Genomic DNA, 19,630 nt, shown 5'->3' with positions numbered 1-19,630 from the left:
CGTAAAGAAAATGGCTGTGTTTCGTAGCACAGATCTTCTGGCTGCAGCCCCGACCTCATCAAGTGCGTCAGGAAAGAACAAAGCGTTGAAGCGATTCCACCGTAGTGTGGAATGTCTTTCTAGTGCGGAAGGCTTCACATGTGCACAGACACGCAAATAGCTTTTGGCGATACGCACTAGAGCAATAGGCGCAAGAACAACGGATACTGTGAATACGAGGACCGTTGCCACTATTCCGACTGTGTTGATTGCTTCCAACTTGCGTATCGCTCCTTGCAATTTAACGCCCAAAGCAGCGGCGCGCGTTAGCGCGTCCAGCCCATAGGGCGATGCTGCCTTTGCTTGTTATGTGTTAGGCACACCCGTACCCCCGTTTGCTTTTGAAATTTTCCATTTATCAGCGTCTTTGTTTTCAAAAAGTACTTTGTAGTTACCTGAGTGATCAATTGTAAGTAGCATAACTATAAAGGGCTCTGATTTTTTAGAAAGAATATTATGAAGCTTTTTTCCTTGCGTGTTCATTGTGTCAAAGAATGACTCATCTTCGAATGGGTCAAATAGCTTGATAGATTCAGATATTTCATAGGAACCATTAGAACCGTAATTGCTTCCGTTTATATGGAAACGAAAATATGCTGTCTTCCAATTCGATTCTTGAGAAGAAACAAAGGAGATTAATTCCTTAGCTAAATCTATAACTATTTTTGATGCTTCTTCATTCATCTTTATTTCTACACATAACAGCTTTATTCTTGAGCGCGCTCGTTTTGCCATATCGATATCCTGAATACAGGTTGGCAAACGACTGAATAAAAAGAAGAATTGGAAAACACCTGTCATCTTCCTCCTATGAAAACGAGCATGCGCATATATCTTGGTGGGGTGGCACAGTATCTCAGTGCCTGCTGTCCCTAAAGCACTGATCATGCAGGAGTTGAGGGAAACTTGCCAGAGCAAACCGTGCCACCAATTTCGACAAAACGAGCGCGGTTAGCAAAAACGGCTAGATATGTTGTATTCATACACAGTAATGCCAAGGGCTCTGATGGCTGCTTTGGCACGTCCAGTCCAGAAGACTCAAGCGGACCAACGTCTGCTTACGAGAAAATAAGATTGATTCGGGAGGTCCCAGGAAGATGGATCGTCAGCGGCAGGAAAGTGTTGTTAGGGGACTCCTAACAAGTGTTGCCCCAATGTCCGATCTTGGGTGAATGCAGCCAGTCAAAGCTCACTGCTTCAAGGATATCTAAGCCGAAATACCGATCTGAGCTATCCACATGGAGTTAACTAAAGCTATCTAGGCCTGAAATTGAGGTGGCTGGGGTTAGCTTGCTCTCTAGAAGTGTAAAAACGAAGACAATTCGAGCTTAGAGACCGCCTACTTTCGTTTCTGCTTAGAAAAAAGCGGATAGATTGTCTTCGCTTTATTACAACAGTCTTCGTTTTAATTTTATAAATACACTATAGAGCTTGCCCGCAGGCATGTCCGGAGGCCCAGGCCCATTGGAAGTTGTAGCCGCCCAGCCAGCCGGTGACATCGATAACCTCACCGATAAAGAACAGTCCAGGTTCGCGTTTGGCTTCAAAGGTTTTGGATGAGAGCTCGTCGCTGTCGATACCACCGCGGGTGACTTCGGCGGTGCGGTAGCCTTCGGTGGCGTTGGGTTTTAGCTCGAAGTGATGCAGCCGTTGGCGTAGCAGCTCACGATCATCGCGACGCAGTTGGATGAGTGGTTCTGAGGCGCTGGCTAGCGGTGCAGTTAGCAGCTCGGCCAGCCGCTTGGGAAGGTAGCGCCCTAGCGCATTCTTAAGCGATTGCTGCGGGTGGGCTTCGAGTTGCTGCTCCAGCAGTTGATCCAGATCCTGCTGGGGTAGAAAGTTAATCTGAACCGGCTCACCCGGTTGCCAATAGTTGGAGATCTGCAGCACCGCCGGTCCGGATAGGCCTCGGTGGGTAAACAGCAGGTCGCGGATGAAAGTGGGGCCGTTCAGCGCCTTGATTTCCACCGCTAGGCTGATTCCACTGAAGTTGCTGAACTGCTCTTTGTCTTCGGTGTGCAGGGTAAAGGGGACCAGGCCGGCGGAGGTCGGCTGGATCTTTAACCCGAACTGCTCGGCGATGCGGTAGCCGAAGGCGGAGGACAGCTTCGGAATCGACAGGCCGCCGCTGGCGATCACCAGTTTGTCAGCCTTGAGGTATTGCTCGCCGGTATGCACCAACCAGCCCGGCTGGCCCGGATAGCGCTCGCTCATTCGTTGGATCGACTGCACGTCGGTGTTCAACCGAATCTCGACCCCGGCCCAGTCGCACTCGGTCAGCAGCATTTCGACAATCTGTTTGGCCGATTCGATACAGAACAACTGGCCGTGATCACGCTCCTCAAAATCGATACCGTGGCGTTCGACCTGGTCGATAAAGTCTTGCGCACTGAAACGTGCCAGAGCCGATTTGACGAAGTGCGGATTGCTGCACAGGTAGTTGTTGGGATCGACGCTGCGATTGGTGAAATTACAGCGACCGCCACCGCTGATCAGAATCTTCTGACCCGGCTTGCGGGCTTTATCCAGTACCAGTACCCGGCGACCGCGGTAGCCGGCTTGGGCAGCACACATCAGGCCGGAGGCACCGGCGCCGATAATGATGGCGTCGTAGTCAACAGAGGAGGTGGTCAAATCGGGATACCGGGACAGCAAATGGGGCCGCTATTATAGCGGCCCGGTCAACCGGACGGGAGTCTCATTCGCGGGTTAGGGGGGGGCTAACCGATCAGGGTTTGGCTTGTTGTCCCGCGGCACCTGAACCGGGATCGGTTGCCGGTGTGGCTTTGGCCTTGGGCTGCGCGCTCAGGCCGGTACTGGGTTTCGGATTATAGGCTTGTTTGGCCGGTTGCTGCGTCCGGGATGGCGGTCGGGCGACGCCGTAAAACTTCATCTTGGTGTAGGGCACCCCTTCGGGCGGGTGTTCACCGAAAGTGGGAACGCCGTTTTTGTCGATCCACTTATAGACATCGGTTGCGGCATTGGCTTGAAGTGGTGCTAGCGCCAGGGCCACCAGAAAGACCGCTACAGCTTTATGCATATCACTACCCCTGTGATTTATATGCGTAAAACCCTTTATACGCCGAAATGGGGGCCAACGGCTATAGTATTAGCTCGATTTTTCACCAAAGTGTCACGAAGGGTTCGTTGAGTACCGATCTTTGGCATCGGTGCCGATGAACGTTGGAGGGGTCAGTGTGTGGCTGCAGATAACGCCAACGCTTTAGGCTGCTAGACCTGATATCCCGGCCATTGGCTGAGGTAGCCGGTCTAGCTGGTTTTGTCCTTGAATTCGCACAGATCTTCGATCAGGCAGGCGCCGCAACGGGGTTTGCGGGCGGTGCAGATGTAGCGCCCCAACAGGATCAGCCAGTGGTGGGCATCGAGCAGGAACTCTTTGGGAACAAACTTGAGCAGTTTTTTCTCCACCTCGAGCACGTTCTTGCCGGGGGCGATCTTGGTACGGTTTGAAACCCGGAAGATATGGGTATCCACCGCCATGGTCGGCTGACGGAAGGCGGTATTGAGGACCACATTGGCGGTCTTGCGGCCGACGCCGGGCAGCGCTTCGAGGGCTTCGCGGGTGTCCGGCACTTCGGAGTTGTGCTTTTCGACCAGTATCTGGCAGGCCTTGTAGACGTTCTCGGCCTTGGCGTTGTAGAGCCCGAGGGTCTTGATATAGGACTTCAGGCCGTCAACGCCCAACTCGACGATCGCTTCCGGGGTGTTAGCCACCGGAAACAGTTTGTCGGTGGCCTTATTGACGCCGACATCGGTGGACTGGGCCGACAGCGTGACCGCCACCAGCAGCTCGAACGGGTTGGAGTAGTTCAGCTCGGTCTTGGGGTTGGGATTGTCATCGCGCAGCCGGGCAAAGATCTCTTGTCGCTTTTGCTTGTTCATCGATCGGACTCGGTATCAACGGGATAGCTATCCGGCTTAGCCGGTAACGCGAACACGCTTGTTGGCGGCCGGCTCGGAGCTGACCGGCTTGGCGCGCTGTTTCAGGCGCTCGTCGATCAGATTCTTGACCGCGATGATCAGTCCCATGCCGACGAAGGCGCCTGGCGGCAGCACCGCAAACAGGAAGCCGCGGTAGTCGTCGATCAGGGTCAGCTTCCAGCTTTCGGCCACCGGGCCAAACAGCAGCTGCATATCGGCGAACAGGGTACCGGTGCCGAGCAATTCACGCATCGCTCCCAGCAGCACCAGTACGGCGCTGAAACCTAGGCCCATCATCAGCCCGTCGAGAACAGCCGGTAGCGGTGGGTTTTTGCGGGCAAAGGCATCGGCGCGGCCGAGGATGGCACAGTTGGTCACGATCAGCGGGATAAAGATGCCGAGAATTTCGTACAGCTCGTAGGTTAGTGCCTGCATCAGTAGCTCGACGCAGGTTACCAGCGAGGCGATGATCATCACGAAGGCCGGTAGACGGACCGTGTCGGGTACCAGGTTGCGGATCAGTGACACGCATAGGTTGGAACCGACCAGTACCGCGATAGTGGCCAGGCTCAGGCCGAGGGCGTTGACCACCGAGCCGGTAACCGCCAGCAGCGGGCAGAGGCCCAGCAGTTGCACTAGTGCCGGGTTGTTGTGCCACAGGCCGTCGTAGGTGATCTTGCTCCAGTCGATCGGGCGCGATGAATCAGCCATTGGCGTCTCCTGCAGTGGTCTTTATAGTGCTCTCTTCGGCGCTGCTGAGCGGGGTGTCTTCCAACAGGGCAGCACGGTTGGCTTCAAAGGTCAGCACCGCCTGTTTGACCGCCCCGACCACCGCCCGCGGGGTGATGGTGGCGCCGGTAAATTGGTCGAAGCGACCACCGTCTTTCTTCACCGCCCAGTCAGGATCGTCTTCGCCGTTGAGGCGCTGATCGTTAAAGCTTAGAACCCAGTCGGACTTCTTCACATCGACCTTGTCACCCAGCCCCGGGGTCTCCTGGTGGCGCAGAATCCGAACACCGGCGACGCTACCGTCGCGTTTGACGCCGACGATCAGGTCGATATTGCCGGTATAGCCGTCTGGTGCGATGGCGGGCAGGATCACGGTATGAACCTGGCCGTCGGTGCGGGCCCGGTAGACCTCGACCGGGCCTTCGTAGCCAAGGCGTTGAGTTCGGTTGAGGGTGTAACGGTCACGAACCAGGTCATTGTCGTGCGCCGTGGTCGGTACGATCTGGAACAGTGCCTTGGCCCGCGCCTGTTCGCGATTGTCTGCGATGGCCTCGCGGGTAGCGCTCTGGGTCAGCGCGATGGCACCGGCGGTGAGCACGGCAAACAGGCCTAGCGCCAGGGCGTTATTTCGAATGGCGGTAACGATAGCCATGCTCACTTCCTCGCAATGCCGCGCTCGGCCTGCTTATGGCCGTAGGTGCGGGGGCGGGTGTAGTAATCCAGGAACGGTGCGGTCAGGTTCATCAGTAGCACCGCGAACGCGATCGCATCGGGGTAGTTACCCCAGTTGCGGATCAGGTAGACCAGAATGCCGATGGAGGCACCGAAGATCAGTTTGCCCTTGTTGCTGGTGGCGGCCGTGACCGGGTCGGTGGCGATAAAGAAGGCACCGAGCATGGTCGCGCCCACGGTCAAATGGAACAGCGGCGGGGCGTAGTTGCTCGGATCGGCGGCATAGAACAGGCCGGCGATCAGCAGCAGGCTGCCGAGCATCGATACCGGGATATGCCAGGTGTAGACCTTGCGGACCAGCAGGTAAACCCCGCCCAGCAGGTAGGCCAGGCTGATCGCCTGCCAGGGCTCTAAGTTATTCAGCAGGGTCGAGCTGGCCCACAGCTCTTCACCGGTCAGGCCACCCTTGTGCTTGAAGGTCTCCAGCGGTGTGGCCAGGGTGACGCCATCGGGCAGGGCCAGTTGACCAAAGATGATCGCCAGACTGTCGCCAAAGCCGGGCAGCGGGCCTTCCAGCAGGGTTTCCGGCGCGCTCCAACGGGTCATTTCGACCGGGAAAGCGATCAGCAGCAGCGCATAGGCGATCATCGCCGGGTTGAACGGGTTCTGCCCCAGGCCACCGTAGAGCTGCTTGGCGATCACGATCGCTACGAAGATGCCGATGGTGGTGACCCACCAGGGAATATAGGGCGGCAGTGCCAGCGCCAGCAGAAAGGCGGTCAGTACAGCGCTGAGATCACCCAGATAGAAACCCAATGGGCGGTTGCGAAGCTTCAAGACCGCAGCTTCGAATAGCAGTGCCAGGCCGCTGGCAAACAAGACATTGATCAGCGGTCCCCAGCCGAAGTAGTAACACAGCGCTGCCAATCCCGGCAGGGTTGCCAGGATCACCTGACGCATCACATGTCCGGCTTTGCCGCTGCGATTGGTGTGGGGGGAGCTGACGTGGATCAGAGCCATCGGGTTAACCTACGGTTTCGCTATTCTGTTCGGCTTCGGCCAACGCCTGTTCGGCCTGGCTAGCTTTGGCTTTCAGTTTGTCCAGCGCGGTGGCCAGTGAATCGGCCGACTCGGAACCTTGAGCCTGGGCATCGGCCAGGGCCTTCTCGGTCTTCTTGACCTTGGTCCGGGCGATGGCTGCGGCGCTCTTGAGCTGCTTCAGGTCGGGCGCTTTCAGGTCCGAGCCAGCATCTGTGGGCTGTGACGTATTGCTGCCGGCTTCGGCTTGCTCGGCCGCTTCGAAGGCTTTCTGGGCGTCATCGGCTTTCTGCTGCAGCTTGGTCAGCTGCTGCTCCAGCGCGCTGGTGTCCTTGCCGTCTTCGCGGGCCTGATCGACCACCTTCTGGGTCTTCTTCAGTTTGGTGCGGGCGATCGAAGCGGCACTCTTCAGCGCTTTCAAATCGGGCTTGTCGGCAGCAGGTTGCGGTGCCGGGCTGCTGGATTGCTCCGCCTTCTCGGCCTCTTCGAAGGCTTTCTGGGCATCGTCGGCTTTCTGCTGCAGCTTGGCCAGCTGCTGCTCCAGCGCGCCGGTATCCTTGCCGTCCTCGCGGGCCTGATCGATCACCTTCTGGGTTTTCTTCAGCTTGGTGCGGGCGATCGAGGCGGCGCTCTTCAGCGCTTTCAGATCTGGCGCGTCGGCTGCCGGAGCCGCTTGACCACCGTCGGCCTGGTCGGCTGCTTTCTCGGCGGCCTCGAAGGCCTGCTGGGTGGTGTCGGCTTTCTGTTGCGCCGTCGCCAGTTGCTGTTCCAGCTCGGCGGTGTCGGCTCTGTCTTCACGGGCCTGGTCCAGCGCCTTCTGCGCTTTCTTCAGTTTGGTACGGGCGATCGAGGCGGCGCTCTTCAATTGCTTGAGATCAGCAGCCGGAGCGGCTGGCTTACTGGAGCTGCCTGTTTTTTCCGCTTGCTCCGCTTTTTCTAGTGCCTGTTGAGCCGCTTCGGCCTTGGCCCTTAAGCCGTCCAGCGAGGCGCGCAGCTTATCGGCACTGGCGGCACCCTTGGCTTCGGCGTCGGCCAGGGCCTTCTCGGTCTTGGTGACCTTGGTACGAGCGGTGGCGGCGGCGATCTTCAACTCGGCCAGGGTCGGTGCCGGCGCCGGGCTGGCTTTTTCGGCCGCTTCCAAGGCCTGTTGAGCCTGTTCAGACTTGCTGCGGGCGACTTCGACGGCTGCCTGCAGTTCGGTGTTGGCAGTGTCTTCGGCCAGCGCTTTTTCGGCTTTCTTGAGCTTGGTACGCGCCACGGCCGCTTCGGTCTTGAGCTTTTTGATCTGCTCTTGCGGATCGGCGGCGGCAGGCTTGCCGGCAGCGACCTGGTCTTTGCGGTTGGCCTGGGAGCGTGATGCAGCTTCGGCACGGGCCTTACGTTTGGCAGCCTTTTCTTCCTTCTCGCGCTCCTGGCGCTCCTGACGGGCTTCGAAGCGGATCCGGGCTTGCTCGGCCTTGCGCTGCTCGGCCTGCTCGCGGCGAATCTCGCCCTTGGCGAAGCGGTAGTACTGCACCAGCGGGATGTTGCTGGGGCAGACATAGGCGCAGGCGCCGCACTCGATGCAATCCATCAAGTTGAAGGATTGGGCCTTGTCGAACTCTTTACCCTTGGCAAACCAGTGCAGCTGTTGCGGCAGCAGTTCAGCCGGGCAGACCTGCTCGCACTGACCGCAACGGATGCAGTTCTGTGCCGGCGGGGCCTGGGGGAACTCTTCTTCGGTGGCGGCGATTACGCAGTTGCTGGTTTTAACCACCGGGACCGAGGTGTCGCTGAGGGTGTAACCCATCATCGGGCCACCCATGACCAGGCGGTTCAGGCTCATCGGGTTGAGTCCGGCCTGTTGCAGCAGGAACTCCACCGGGGTACCCAGCAGCACTTCAAAGTTGCCGGGGCTGTCCAGCGCATCACCGGTCAGGGTGGTGATCCGGGAAATCAGCGGCTTGCCCTGCTTGACGGCCTGGTTCACGGCGGACATGGTGCCAACGTTCTGAACCACGATACCGATGTCGGCCGGGATCTTGCCGTACGGGACTTCGACCCCGGTCAGCAGTTTGACCAGCTGTTTCTCACCGCCGGAGGGGTACTTGGTCGGTACCACCACCACTTCGATTTCGATCTCGCTGGCCCGGGCGGCCTGGGTCAGGGCGATGGCCGCTTCCGGCTTGTTGTCTTCGATGCCGATCAGACAGTGGGTCGGCTTGATCAGGTGGGCGGCGATCTCGATGCCACCAATGATCTGGGCGGCCCGCTCACGCATCAGCATGTCGTCGGCAGTGATGTAAGGCTCACACTCGACTGCGTTGACGATCAGGGTGTTGATGATGTGATCGTCGGCCAGGTGTAGCTTGATCTCGGTCGGGAAGCCGGCGCCGCCCATGCCGGAGATGCCGGCACAACGGATCATCTCGGCCAGCGCGGGTTTCTCCAGACTGCGGAAGTCCTCGACGCCCTGATGCTCGATCCACTCGTCCTTGCCGTCGGTATCGATCTGGATACAGAGCCCTTCCATGCCAGACGGATGGGGTACCGAGTAGTTGCCGATATGACTGACAATGCCGGAGGTGGGGGCGTGTTGATAGATGCTGACGTGACCGCTGGGCTCGGCGATGGCCTGACCCTTGAGGACCCGTTCGCCGACTTCCACCAGCGGTGTGGCCGGTGCACCGATATGCTGCTGCAGCGGGATGATCAGCTGCGGCGGAATCGGCGCCTGACGCAGCGGTTTAAGCAGCGACTGCTGCTTGTTTTCCGGCGGATGGATACCACCGTGGAAGCTCCAGATCCGGCTCATGCGGCATTCCCCCGCTGGTCGGAATCATCCGTGTGATTATCTGAGTCGTTGTTTACCTGTTGATCCGCGCCGCGACCACGGTCGGTGGCGATCAGCTGTACACCGGGCATCGGCTCGGCCCAGCTCCAGGTGGACAGGGTGGTTTCGATCGGGATCATGTCGATGCAATCAACCGGGCAGGGCTCGACGCAGAGGTCGCAGCCGGTACATTCAGAAACAATAACCGTGTGCATCTGCTTGGCGGCGCCGAGGATCGCGTCCACCGGGCAGGCCTGGATGCACTTGGTGCAACCGATGCATTCATCCTCGCGGATAAAGGCGACCGACTTGACCTGCTCTTCACCATGCTCGGCGTCCAGCGGAAGCGGTTCGACATCCAGCAGGTCGGCCAGCGCATTGATGGTGCTTTCGCCGCCGGGAGGGCATTTGTTGATCGGTTCGCCGTTGGCGATCGCCTCGGCGTAGGGACGGCAGCCTGGGTGACCGCACTGGCCACACTGGGTTTGGGGTAGCAGCGAGTCGATCTGGTCGACGATCGGGTTGCCGTCGACTTTAAAGCGGATCGAGGCAAAGCCGAGCAGGGCGCCGAACACCAGTGCCACGCCCAGCAAAATCAGTACTGCGATCAGAATTGCTTCCATTAACGCGCGATCCTCAGAACTGAACCAGGCCGGTGAAGCCCAGGAAAGCCAATGACATCAGGCCGGCGGTGATCATGCCGATCGCTGCGCCTCGGAAAGGTGCCGGAACATCGGCAACCGCGATCCGCTCGCGCATCGCCGAGAACAGGATCAGCGCCAGCGAGAAGCCCAGTGCGGCACCAAAACCGTAGATCGCCGATTCGACAAAGCTGTTCTGCTTGTTGATGTTCAGCAGCGCAACCCCTAGTACCGCACAGTTGGTGGTGATCAGCGGCAGGAAGATACCCAGTACTCGGTACAGCAACGGGCTGGTTTTGTGCACCACCATCTCGGTGAACTGCACCACCACGGCGATCACCAGAATGAAGCTGATGGTGCGAAGGTAGGTGATATCGAATGGCAGCAGCAGGTACTGGTAGACCAGATAGGAGCAGATCGACGACAACGTCAGTACGAACGTGGTGGCCAACGACATCCCCATGGCGGTTTCGAGTTTGTTCGAAACCCCCATAAAAGGACAAAGGCCCAGAAACTGTACCAGCACGAAGTTGTTAACCAGTACGGTGCTGATCAGAATTAGCAGGTAGTCGGTCATGGTGACCTGTACTCTCGTCGAAAACGTCGTCTAACAAAGGCTGAGGGTTGGCGATTTGGCCATCTCGCAGCTGCGGTATTACCCGAATCGGGAAACGGGTCGATGAAAAATCGCCCATTCTAGCGCCAAAGCAGTGATTCGTCATGCTTGGCGCCCTCAATTTGGGCGATTTGTTCCGCGTTGCAGTAGGTCCGGCAGAGGGTCCACCCCGGCGATGCCGGGATGGTGACCTGATTTAGCCTGACAGTAGCCTGGCTGTTGCCTGTTAGGTCCGGTTAAAGCGCGCCAGCTTGTTTCAGCAGGTCCAGTGCTGCCGGGATGGCATCGGCCGGGGAATCCGGGTTGATCTGGACGCGGTGTTTGGCGTAGCTCGGCGCGGTATCGCTGACGCACAGGCAGATCAGGCCGGCTGACAACATCAGTTCGGCTACCGCATCCAGGCGCATCGCGGCTTGCTCACGGCTGCTGTCGGAGCCGCCCAGGTCTTGATTGATCGCCAGCTGCAGCTGGGTGTCACTGATCTGGGTGACTGCTCGACCCAGGTCGAACAGCTGCTTCTCCAGGCTGTTGGCAACCGCTTGGCGCTGCTCTTCGGAGGCGCCGGTCAGGTACAGCTTGGTGGCTTGCTGGCCGAAGCGGCGGGCGCGATCTTCACGGCTGACCAGCGCAGTGTCGCTGAGCTGGGAGTCACTCAGTTGAACCGAGTCATGGCTGACGGATTGGGTAATCATGCCGGCGCCGACGGTCAGGTTGCTCAGACGGTCGACCACGATAAAGCTGCCGGTGCCTTGGTGGGTGCTGTAATCATCACCGATTACCGGACGGTCCAGGCTCAGCTCGCACAGGGCGATTTCGTTTAGTGCCAGTTCGGCACCGGGCTGCTGCTCCAGGGTGTTGACGTCGATCTTGTGGCGCAGACTGGAGATGTGGCCGGTCACCGTGGTGGTACCGATCTTGACCAGATACTCCTTACCCGGCAGCAGCGGCGCTTCGTTCATCCACACCAGGTGGGCGTTGAAGCGGTCGGAAGCGACCGGCTCTTTGCCGGCATGGACGATGATATCGCCACGGCTGATGTCGATCTCGTCTTCCAGGGTCAGGGTGATCGCCATCGGCGCGAACGCCTGGTCCAGGTCGCCATCGTAGGTGACGATCGATTTGACCTTGGAGCGCTTACCCGACGGCAGTACGCTGATCTCGTCACCGGGCTGGACCACTCCGGAAGCCAGGGTGCCGCAGTAACCGCGGAAGTTGAGGTTAGGGCGGTTGACGTACTGCACCGGGAAGCGCAGGTCATCGAAGTTGCGATCCGAAGCGATCTCGACCGATTCGAGGATCTCCATCAGCGGCTTGCCCTTGTACCAGGGCATCGATTCGGACAGGTTGACCACGTTGTCGCCGTTCAATGCCGACAGCGGTACGAAACGGACATCGTTCATGTTCAGTCCCTCGGCAAAGTCGAGGAAATCGTTACGGATGTCGTTGAATACCTGCTCGGAGAAGTCCACCAGGTCCATCTTGTTGACGGCGATGATGGTGTGCTTGATGCCCAGCAGCGAAGTGATAAAGCTGTGACGCTTGGTCTGGGTCTGAACGCCATGACGGGCGTCGATCAGAATAACCGCCAGGTCACAGGTGGACGCACCGGTGGCCATGTTGCGGGTGTACTGCTCGTGTCCCGGGGTGTCGGCGATGATGAATTTACGTTTGGCGGTGGAGAAGTAGCGGTAGGCCACGTCGATGGTGATACCTTGCTCCCGCTCGGCCTGTAGACCGTCGACCAGCAGGGCCAGGTCGACCTCTTCGCCGGTGGTGCCGGATTTGACGCTGTCGGACTTGATCGCTTCGAGCTGATCTTCATAGATCATCTTGGAGTCGTGCAGCAGGCGACCGATCAGGGTGCTCTTGCCGTCGTCGACGTTGCCGCAGGTCAGCAGCCGCAGCAGCTCCTTGCGCTCATGTTGGGCCAGGTAGGCGTGGATATCGCTGCTGATCAGTTCGGATTGGTGGCTCATGGTGTCGCTCGTTTCAAATTCTTGCTGATTCTTTTTAACCGGAATAAAAACTCTCTCAGGGTGCGGACCGGTGCGATTGGGCTAGGCGGAGGCGTTTGAAAAAGCGCAGTTTGCTGAAGCAAATGAGCATTTTGAGCGCTTCCCCAACGACGGCCGGGAGTGCCGAGTCTGTCCTGAAATCGATTCGTCAGAAGTAACCTTCTTTCTTCTTTTCTTCCATCGACCCCGCCTGATCGTGGTCGATCGCACGGCCCTGGCGCTCGGAGGTGGTGGTCAGCAGCATCTCCTGAATAATCTCCGGCAGGGTCGCCGCTTCCGACTCGACCGCACCGGTCAGCGGGTAGCAACCCAGGGTACGGAAACGGACCGACTTCATCTGTGGCTTTTCGCCCGGCTCCAGCGGCAGCCGGTCATCGTCGACCATGATCATCAGGCCGTCACGCTCGACCACTGGGCGCTCTTTGGCCAGGTACAGCGGAACGATCGGGATGCTCTCCAGATGGATGTACTGCCAGATGTCCAGCTCGGTCCAGTTGGACAGCGGGAATACCCGGATGCTCTCGCCCTTGTCGATCTTGGCGTTGTAGAGGTTCCACAGCTCCGGACGTTGGGTTTTCGGATCCCAGCGGTGGTTCTTGTCGCGGAATGAGAATACACGCTCCTTGGCGCGGGATTTCTCCTCGTCGCGACGGGCGCCACCGAAGGCGGCATCGAACTTGTACTTGTCCAGTGCCTGTTTCAGCGCCGCAGTCTTCATCACGTCGGTGTGCTTTTTAGAGCCGTGGGTGAACGGGCCGATGCCCATGTCGACCCCTTCCTGGTTGATATGGACGATCAGGTCCATGCCGGCCTCTTCAGCCATCTTGTCGCGGAACTCGATCATCTCCCGGAATTTCCAGGTGGTGTCGACGTGCATCAACGGGAACGGCGGCTTGCCCGGGTAGAACGCTTTGCGGGTCAGGTGCAGCATCACGGCGGAGTCTTTACCGACGGAGTAGAGCATCACGGGACGCTCAAATTCGGCGGCGACTTCGCGAATGATATGGATGCTCTCGGCTTCGAGCTGTTTGAGGTGGGTCAGGCGTTGTTCTGACAGCTGCGGCTGGGCGTTCATGGTTTCTTTGGTCTCAACAGAGTGGGTCATCAACTGAATGACTTGCGGGGGAGGGCGTTGCACAGGCCTTCCCCAATCCTAAGGGCGCCTATCTTACTTGAGGTCTTCTTAAAATAAAAAAGAATATATTTGAATCTATTTATTTCTTTTTGTTATTTGCTAAGAGGTCTGGCAGTGGAAGCGGTTGATCTTCTTTTAGTTGTTCTGGTTATTCTTTTTGGAACTAAGTGAATTTCTAATTATTCTTTTGCGTTATATTTGGTGGCCATTACTATAGCCGCCTTTAGTAATAGTGAATGGCTTGGGTAATCAACGTCATGGAATTGGCCTACAGCTTTGCCGGTTTGGTAGTGGGATTTATCGTCGGTCTGACTGGGATCGGTGGTGGAGCCCTGATGACGCCGATCCTGATCGTCGGCTTCGGCATCAGCCCTGCTGTCGCCGTCAGTACCGACCTGCTGTACGCCGCCGTCACTAAGATGGGCGGAGTGGTGCCCTACGCCAAGCAGAAGCTGGTTAATTGGCAGGTTGTCCGTGCGATGCTGATCGGCAGTGTGCCGGGCTCGTTGCTGACCCTGTGGCTGCTGAGCGGTATCGAACAGCCCCAGTTGCTGGAACATCTGATCAACCTGACCCTGGGGGTCAGTCTGGTGCTGACCTCGGTCGCAGTGTTCCTACGGAATCGGATCCGTACCTACGTGATCGAGTTGGATGCACCGAAGCTGAAGGCCGCCGGTCGTCGCTGGCGTCTGCCGGTCACCTCACTGGCGGGTTTTGTGCTGGGCATGCTGGTGACACTGTCGTCGGTTGGCGCCGGAGCGCTGGGAACAGCACTGCTGATTCTGCTGTTCCCGCACATGACGATGCCGATGATCGTCGCCACCGACCTGGTTCATGCCGTGGTGCTGACCGGTATCGCGGGCCTGGGTCACTGGCAGCTGGGTCATGTCGACATGACATTGCTGATGTATCTGCTGCTCGGCTCGCTGCCCGGGGTTTATCTCGGCGGCTGCCTGGGCGCGAAACTGTCACCGAAGTTTATGCAGCCGCTGATGGGCTCGCTGCTTCTGGTGATCGGATTACGATTTGTGCTGGCCGGTTAACCGGCTGGAAATTAGAAACGGGGTCCCGTCCCCCTGGTTGTCCTGAAAGGCTCAACCCCGATGGGTGGTATAGGTAAATAAAGGTATAACACGATGTATCAATACAGCGAGCAGGACCAGCGGCTGATCGAAGAGCGGGTAGAACAATACCGCGATCAGACTCAACGCTACCTGGCCGGTCAGATTCCGGAGGAAGAGTTTCGTATTCTTCGTCTGCAGAACGGTCTCTATTTCCAGCGTCATGCACCGATGCTGCGAGTTGCGATCAACTACGGTCTGATGTCCTCTCGCCAGATGCGGATGCTGGCCAAGATCTCTCGTGACTACGACAAGAACTACGTCCACTTCACCACCCGTCAGAATGTCCAGTTCAACTGGCCGGAGATGGAGAAGGTGCCGGATATCCTGGCTGAGCTGGCGACCGTGCAGATGCACGCGATTCAGACCTCCGGTAGCTGTATCCGTAGCGTGACCTCGGACCAGTTCGCCGGTGTGGTTGCCGGTGAAATTGAAGATCCGCGTCCGTGGAGTGAAATCATCCGTCAGTGGGCCGCTCTGCATCCTGAGTTCGCCTACCTGCCGCGTAAGTTCAAGATCGCCGTGACCGGTTGCGAGCAGGACCGTGCCGCGACCCAGGTTCACGATATCGGTGTGCGTCTGACTAAGAACGACGCCGGTGAAGTCGGCTTCGAAGTGCTGGTCGGCGGTGGCCTGGGCCGTACTCCGATGATCGGCAAAGTGATCCGCGAGTTCCTGCCGCAGCAGGACCTGCTGTCTTACCTCGAAGCGATTCTGCGGGTTTACAACCTGCTGGGTCGTCGTGACAACAAGTACAAGGCCCGGATCAAAATTTTGGTCGACTCGATGGGTGCTGAGGCGTTTGGTGCCAAGGTCGAAGCCGAGTGGGAACAGATCCGTGATACCGAACTGAAGCTGACCCAGGCCGAGATCGACCGGGTAAAAGCTGACTTTGCTCTGCCGGCTTACGCTGCCGATGCCGCCTCAGGCAGCAGCTACGACGAGAAGCTGAACAGCGATCAGGACTTCGCGGTCTGGATCGAGCGCAACACCTTCGATCACAAGGTGCCGGGCTACCGTGCCGTGACCCTGACCCTGAAGGGCCTGTTGAAGGCGCCGGGTGATGTCACCGATGTGCAGCTCGATGCGATTGCCGATCTGGCCGACCAATACAACTTCGGTGAGGTCCGCAGCACCCACGAACAGAATCTGGTGTTCGCCAACATCAATCAGGCTGACCTGTACCCGTTGTGGCAGGCGCTGGTCGAGTTGGATCTGGCCCGTCCGGTGGTCGGTACCATCAACGATATGATTGTTTGCCCGGGGCTGGATTTCTGCTCCCTGGCCAACGCCGAGACCCTGAGCGTCTCCCGTCAGATCCAGCAGAAGTTCGACGATCTGGATTACCTGTACGACCTGGGTGAGATCAAACTGAAACTGTCCGGTTGTATCAATGCTTGTGCGCACCACCACGTGGGCCACATCGGTATCCTGGGCGTCGACAAGAACGGTGAGTCCTACTACCAGATCACGCTGGGCGGCTCATCCGCCAGCGATGCATCGCTGGGTAAGGTGCTGGGCAAATCGATTCCGCGCGACGACGTCGCTAGCACCCTGGAGAAGATCCTGTCGGTGTTTGTTGAAATTCGTGAAGAGGGCGAGCGTTTTATCGATACCGTTCGCCGGGTAGGTAACAAGCCGTTTAAGGAGCGTGTCTATGCCGCTGTTAATTGATCAGAAAGTGGTCGCCGACGACCACTGGGTGCGGGTAGACGACACCGAGCAACTGGCCCAGCTGGGTAACAACCCGGCGATTCTGGCCTGGGAGCTGTTTTCACAGCAGCGCGACGAGCTGCTGGCTGCCGACGGCGAGCTGGCGGTGGCGATCCCCAACGATCTGGATGTGGTCGAGCTGGAGCCGCTGCTGGAGCGACTGAGCGTGATTGCAGTCGACTTCCCCAGCTTTGCCGATGGCCGTGCCTTCTCACAGGCCCGTCTGCTGCGTCGGGCCGGTTTCAAAGGCCAGATCCGCGCCAGCGGTGACGTGACCCGGGACCGCCTGCGCTTTATGCACCGTTGCGGCATCGACGCGATGGAGATTGCCGAAGATCGCTTCAGCCCGGAAATGCTTGGCGCCTTCGGTGAGATCAGCGTCAACAACCAAGGTGCGGAAGACGATCCGCGTCCTATCTATCGGCAGTGACCCCTTCTTTGGCTGCTCGATAGTTTGTTCAAACCCGGCCTAGGCCGGGTTTTTTTTGATCTGTCGATGGGGCTTGTGCAGGCGGGAGGAGAACTAAGAGTGATCAGGCCTTTTTGACGAATTTGGCCGTGACCATCATCTCGCCGGCGCCATCGACGCGGCAGTCCAGCTCATGGTCTTTACCGTCGACGATCCGCTTGATCAACGCCTTGGTGCCGATCTTCAGCACTTGGGAGCTGCCTTTGACCTTCAGGTCCTTGATCAACGTGACCTTGTCGCCTGCGTTTAAAAGCGTGCCGTTGGCATCTTTGGCGGTGATGACCTCCTCGTCGGCGGTAGTATCTGCGGGGTTCCACTCGTGGGCGCACTCGGGGCAGATCAGCTGGTCTTGATCCTGATAGACGTATTCGGAATTGCAGTTGGGGCAGGGTGGCAGTGACATAGATTATGGCTTCGTTGCATTTGTTGAAAAGCTGGAGCTTTGGAGTCGCTCTTATGGAGACGAGGCTTACCGATGCTCCGGGTGGGTACCCGCTAGGCAGACGCCGAGATAGTGCAGGATCATGGCAGAAGAATCCAGATATGGGTCTTCGATCGGTGGATTAAGCTGGAAAAAGGGCCTGTCTGTGGCTGCTTTAGGAAGCTGGTTTGAATTCCCAGCTTTGGTGAAATAATGGCTTAAAACGATTGTGATATTTAGCAAATTTTTTCTGCAAAATTGATCATCGTCGTTGTCGGGCTGGGTTAGGATGGCCCAAACTTGGCCTATTCCTTGATAAGACCGGGACGTTGTATGAAATATCTACCGCTGTTTTTTGATCTGAAAACCAAGCCCTGCCTGTTGGTCGGTGGCGGGATGGTGGCCGAGCGTAAAGCCGAGCTGCTGTGCCGTGCCGGTGCCAGGGTGCGGGTGGTGGCCCCTGAAATCCGTCCAGAGATCCACGCGCTGCTGGACCAGTACGATGGCGAGGCGTTGGAGCAGGGCTACCAGGCCGAGATGCTGGAGGGAGCGTTGCTGGTGGTGGCGGCCACCGATGATCATGCACTCAATGTGCAGGTCCATGGCGATGCCCAGGCCGCCGGAATCCCGGTCAACGTGGTGGATAGCCCGGAGCTGTGCAGCTTTATCTTCCCGGCCATCGTCGATCGTTCACCGCTGATGATCGCGGTATCCAGTGGTGGAGCCTCGCCGGTGCTGGCACGGATGGTGCGGGCACGCTTGGAAGCGCTGATTCCCCGTTACTATGCGGACCTGGCTAATCTGATGGGGCGCTTCCGAGACAAGGTCAAACAACGTTTCGGCAAGATCGCTTCGCGTCGGGCTTACTGGGAGCGGGTGTTGTACGGTCCGGTATCGGAAAAACTGGCGGCGAACCAGCTGCAGGAAGCGGAAGCCTGGATGGAGAAAGAGCTGCAGCAGTCGCAGGAGCAGACCACCGGAGAGGTCTATCTGGTCGGTGCCGGTCCCGGTGATCCCGATCTGCTGACCTTCAAGGCGCTGCGGATGATGCAGCAGGCCGACGTGGTGCTGTACGACCGGTTGGTCTCGCCGCGTATTGTCGAGCTCTGTCGGCGTGATGCTGAGCGGATCTATGTCGGCAAAGAGAGCGGTAACCACGCGGTACCCCAGGAGGGGATCAACCAGCTGTTGGTGGAGCAGGCTCTCAAGGGCCATAAAGTGCTGCGCCTGAAGGGCGGCGATCCCTTTATCTTCGGTCGGGGCGGGGAGGAGTTGGAAGAGCTGTTCGAGCACCAGATTCCGTTCCAGGTGGTGCCGGGCATTACCGCCGCTTCAGCCTGTTCGAGCTATGCCGGTATTCCATTGACCCACCGAAACTATGCCCAGTCGGTCAAGTTCATCACCGGTCAGCTGAAAAATCGTACCTCGGACCTGAACTGGCCCGAGCTGGTGCAGGAAAACCAGACCATCGTGTTCTACATGGGACTGCACCGGGTCGGCCATATTGCCAAGCAGCTGGTGACCCACGGTAAGGCACCGGAAACGCCGGTGGCGTTGGTGCAGGGTGGTTCGACGCCGCAGCAGAAAGTGGTTGTCGGTACCCTGGCGACGATCGAACAGGAGCTCGAGCGCAATCCGCTGCAACCTCCGAGTTTGATTATCGTCGGTGAAGTGGTTGAGCTGCGGGATAAGCTGGCCTGGTTTAAGGGTGAGGAAGAAGAGGCTCACCCGGTGTTGGGATTACGGGAGCAGTAATTCTTGATCTTGAGTCCAACGTTAAGCATTGGTCTTTAACCTGGACTCCTCTTAGTGCCATGCCGGGCACCTTAAGGATATGCGCCGCCATATCCTTAAGAATCCTAGGCGGCCCCTGCGATAACGCCCTGCGGGTACGCGCCTACGGCGCTATAAATTCCGGACTGGGCGGGTCGAAGGGGCATCCATGCCCCTGCGCCCCGTCGCGTCGTCCATGACGCGACCCTAACGGGCCTGTTTCAGTTCGAAATTTATCGTTGTCGAAGGGGGATTGGGTGCAAGCCATCACTTCCGTTGTCGAGTCGAAGACCTGTCATTGCTGCCGGTGAGCACGTAAGCGAAATTCGGACCAGGCCCTCTTTTGTAAAGAGGGGCGAGGCTGGGACGCCGAGCCGCAGCGTCGGGGCAGGAGCCCCGTTGCTGCGCCCCGAATTGCGCTTGCGCGCGCAGCGAATCCGTTAGGGTGGCAGCAGGCGGCTGGCACCGAAAAGCGGTTTTGCTTCGTTTTGTCG

Annotated in this window: 17 protein-coding genes; 4 read left to right on the top strand and 13 right to left on the bottom strand. The window is 58.3% G+C overall.

Annotation, left to right across the window (positions count from 1 at the left end; genetic code table 11):
• Positions 1-345: 345 nt before the first annotated feature.
• The 12 genes from DV711_RS11340 to cysD all read right to left on the bottom strand — a co-directional run bounded on the left by DV711_RS11340 (position 346) and on the right by cysD (position 13,579).
• Positions 346-840 carry a hypothetical protein gene (locus tag DV711_RS11340; protein ID WP_114695823.1) on the bottom strand — a complete coding sequence of 165 codons (495 nt, stop codon included), beginning with the start codon at positions 838-840 and terminating at the stop codon, positions 346-348.
• A gap of 621 nt (positions 841-1,461) precedes the next feature.
• Positions 1,462-2,673: a BaiN/RdsA family NAD(P)/FAD-dependent oxidoreductase gene (locus tag DV711_RS11335; RefSeq protein WP_243633802.1), complete on the bottom strand. Its 1,212-nt coding sequence runs from the start codon at positions 2,671-2,673 to the stop codon at positions 1,462-1,464.
• A gap of 94 nt (positions 2,674-2,767) precedes the next feature.
• Positions 2,768-3,079, bottom strand: a complete 312-nt coding sequence (locus DV711_RS11330; RefSeq protein ID WP_114695822.1) for a DUF4124 domain-containing protein — start codon at positions 3,077-3,079, stop codon at positions 2,768-2,770.
• Between the two features lie 230 nt (positions 3,080-3,309).
• On the bottom strand, positions 3,310-3,942 hold the full coding sequence (nth, locus tag DV711_RS11325) for an endonuclease III (protein WP_114695821.1): 633 nt from the start codon (positions 3,940-3,942) through the stop codon (positions 3,310-3,312).
• 36 nt (positions 3,943-3,978) lie between these two features.
• A complete protein-coding gene (locus DV711_RS11320) occupies positions 3,979-4,692 on the bottom strand; it encodes an electron transport complex subunit E (RefSeq protein ID WP_114695820.1) in 714 nt (237 codons plus the stop codon).
• Positions 4,685-5,362 (bottom strand): electron transport complex subunit RsxG, encoded by a 678-nt coding sequence (rsxG, locus tag DV711_RS11315; protein WP_114695819.1) that lies wholly within the window; start codon positions 5,360-5,362, stop codon positions 4,685-4,687. The genes DV711_RS11320 and rsxG overlap by 8 nt, the downstream gene beginning before the upstream one ends.
• Positions 5,363-5,364: 2 nt before the next feature.
• Positions 5,365-6,402 (bottom strand): electron transport complex subunit RsxD, encoded by a 1,038-nt coding sequence (gene rsxD, locus DV711_RS11310; RefSeq protein ID WP_114695818.1) that lies wholly within the window; start codon positions 6,400-6,402, stop codon positions 5,365-5,367.
• A 4-nt stretch (positions 6,403-6,406) separates the two neighbouring features.
• Complete coding sequence (rsxC, locus tag DV711_RS11305; RefSeq protein WP_114695817.1) at positions 6,407-9,214, bottom strand: electron transport complex subunit RsxC; 2,808 nt, start codon at positions 9,212-9,214, stop codon at positions 6,407-6,409.
• Positions 9,211-9,855, bottom strand: a complete 645-nt coding sequence (rsxB, locus tag DV711_RS11300; protein ID WP_114695816.1) for an electron transport complex subunit RsxB — start codon at positions 9,853-9,855, stop codon at positions 9,211-9,213. The genes rsxC and rsxB overlap by 4 nt, the downstream gene beginning before the upstream one ends.
• A 13-nt stretch (positions 9,856-9,868) precedes the next feature.
• On the bottom strand, positions 9,869-10,450 hold the full coding sequence (rsxA, locus tag DV711_RS11295; protein ID WP_114695815.1) for an electron transport complex subunit RsxA: 582 nt from the start codon (positions 10,448-10,450) through the stop codon (positions 9,869-9,871).
• Positions 10,451-10,725: 275 nt separating this feature from the next.
• Positions 10,726-12,465 carry a sulfate adenylyltransferase subunit CysN gene (cysN, locus tag DV711_RS11290; RefSeq protein ID WP_114695814.1) on the bottom strand — a complete coding sequence of 580 codons (1,740 nt, stop codon included), beginning with the start codon at positions 12,463-12,465 and terminating at the stop codon, positions 10,726-10,728.
• Between the two features lie 187 nt (positions 12,466-12,652).
• Complete coding sequence (gene cysD, locus DV711_RS11285) at positions 12,653-13,579, bottom strand: sulfate adenylyltransferase subunit CysD (RefSeq protein ID WP_114696303.1); 927 nt, start codon at positions 13,577-13,579, stop codon at positions 12,653-12,655.
• Positions 13,580-13,875: 296 nt separating this feature from the next.
• Here cysD and DV711_RS11280 point away from each other — a divergent pair, with 296 nt between their 5' ends.
• The 3 genes from DV711_RS11280 (at position 13,876) to DV711_RS11270 (ending at position 16,903) form a co-directional block, all read left to right on the top strand.
• The gene (locus tag DV711_RS11280; RefSeq protein ID WP_243633801.1) at positions 13,876-14,682 is read left to right on the top strand and encodes a sulfite exporter TauE/SafE family protein; all 807 of its coding nucleotides are present in this window, start codon (positions 13,876-13,878) and stop codon (positions 14,680-14,682) included.
• A gap of 93 nt (positions 14,683-14,775) precedes the next feature.
• Positions 14,776-16,434 (top strand): nitrite/sulfite reductase, encoded by a 1,659-nt coding sequence (locus DV711_RS11275; protein ID WP_114695812.1) that lies wholly within the window; start codon positions 14,776-14,778, stop codon positions 16,432-16,434.
• A complete protein-coding gene (locus tag DV711_RS11270; protein ID WP_114695811.1) occupies positions 16,418-16,903 on the top strand; it encodes a DUF934 domain-containing protein in 486 nt (161 codons plus the stop codon). The genes DV711_RS11275 and DV711_RS11270 overlap by 17 nt, the downstream gene beginning before the upstream one ends.
• 103 nt (positions 16,904-17,006) lie before the next feature.
• Here DV711_RS11270 and DV711_RS11265 read toward each other — a convergent pair whose 3' ends face one another.
• On the bottom strand, positions 17,007-17,345 hold the full coding sequence (locus DV711_RS11265; protein WP_114695810.1) for a zinc ribbon domain-containing protein YjdM: 339 nt from the start codon (positions 17,343-17,345) through the stop codon (positions 17,007-17,009).
• Positions 17,346-17,696: 351 nt separating this feature from the next.
• Here DV711_RS11265 and cysG point away from each other — a divergent pair, with 351 nt between their 5' ends.
• Positions 17,697-19,118: a siroheme synthase CysG gene (gene cysG, locus DV711_RS11260; RefSeq protein ID WP_114695809.1), complete on the top strand. Its 1,422-nt coding sequence runs from the start codon at positions 17,697-17,699 to the stop codon at positions 19,116-19,118.
• The last annotated feature ends 512 nt before the right edge of the window (positions 19,119-19,630 follow it).

The sequence above is a fragment of the Motiliproteus coralliicola genome (genome assembly GCF_003345655.1).
In the GTDB taxonomy this organism is placed as follows: Bacteria; Pseudomonadota; Gammaproteobacteria; order Pseudomonadales; family Balneatricaceae; genus Motiliproteus; species Motiliproteus coralliicola.
This window is presented reverse-complemented; position numbering and strand designations above follow the sequence as displayed.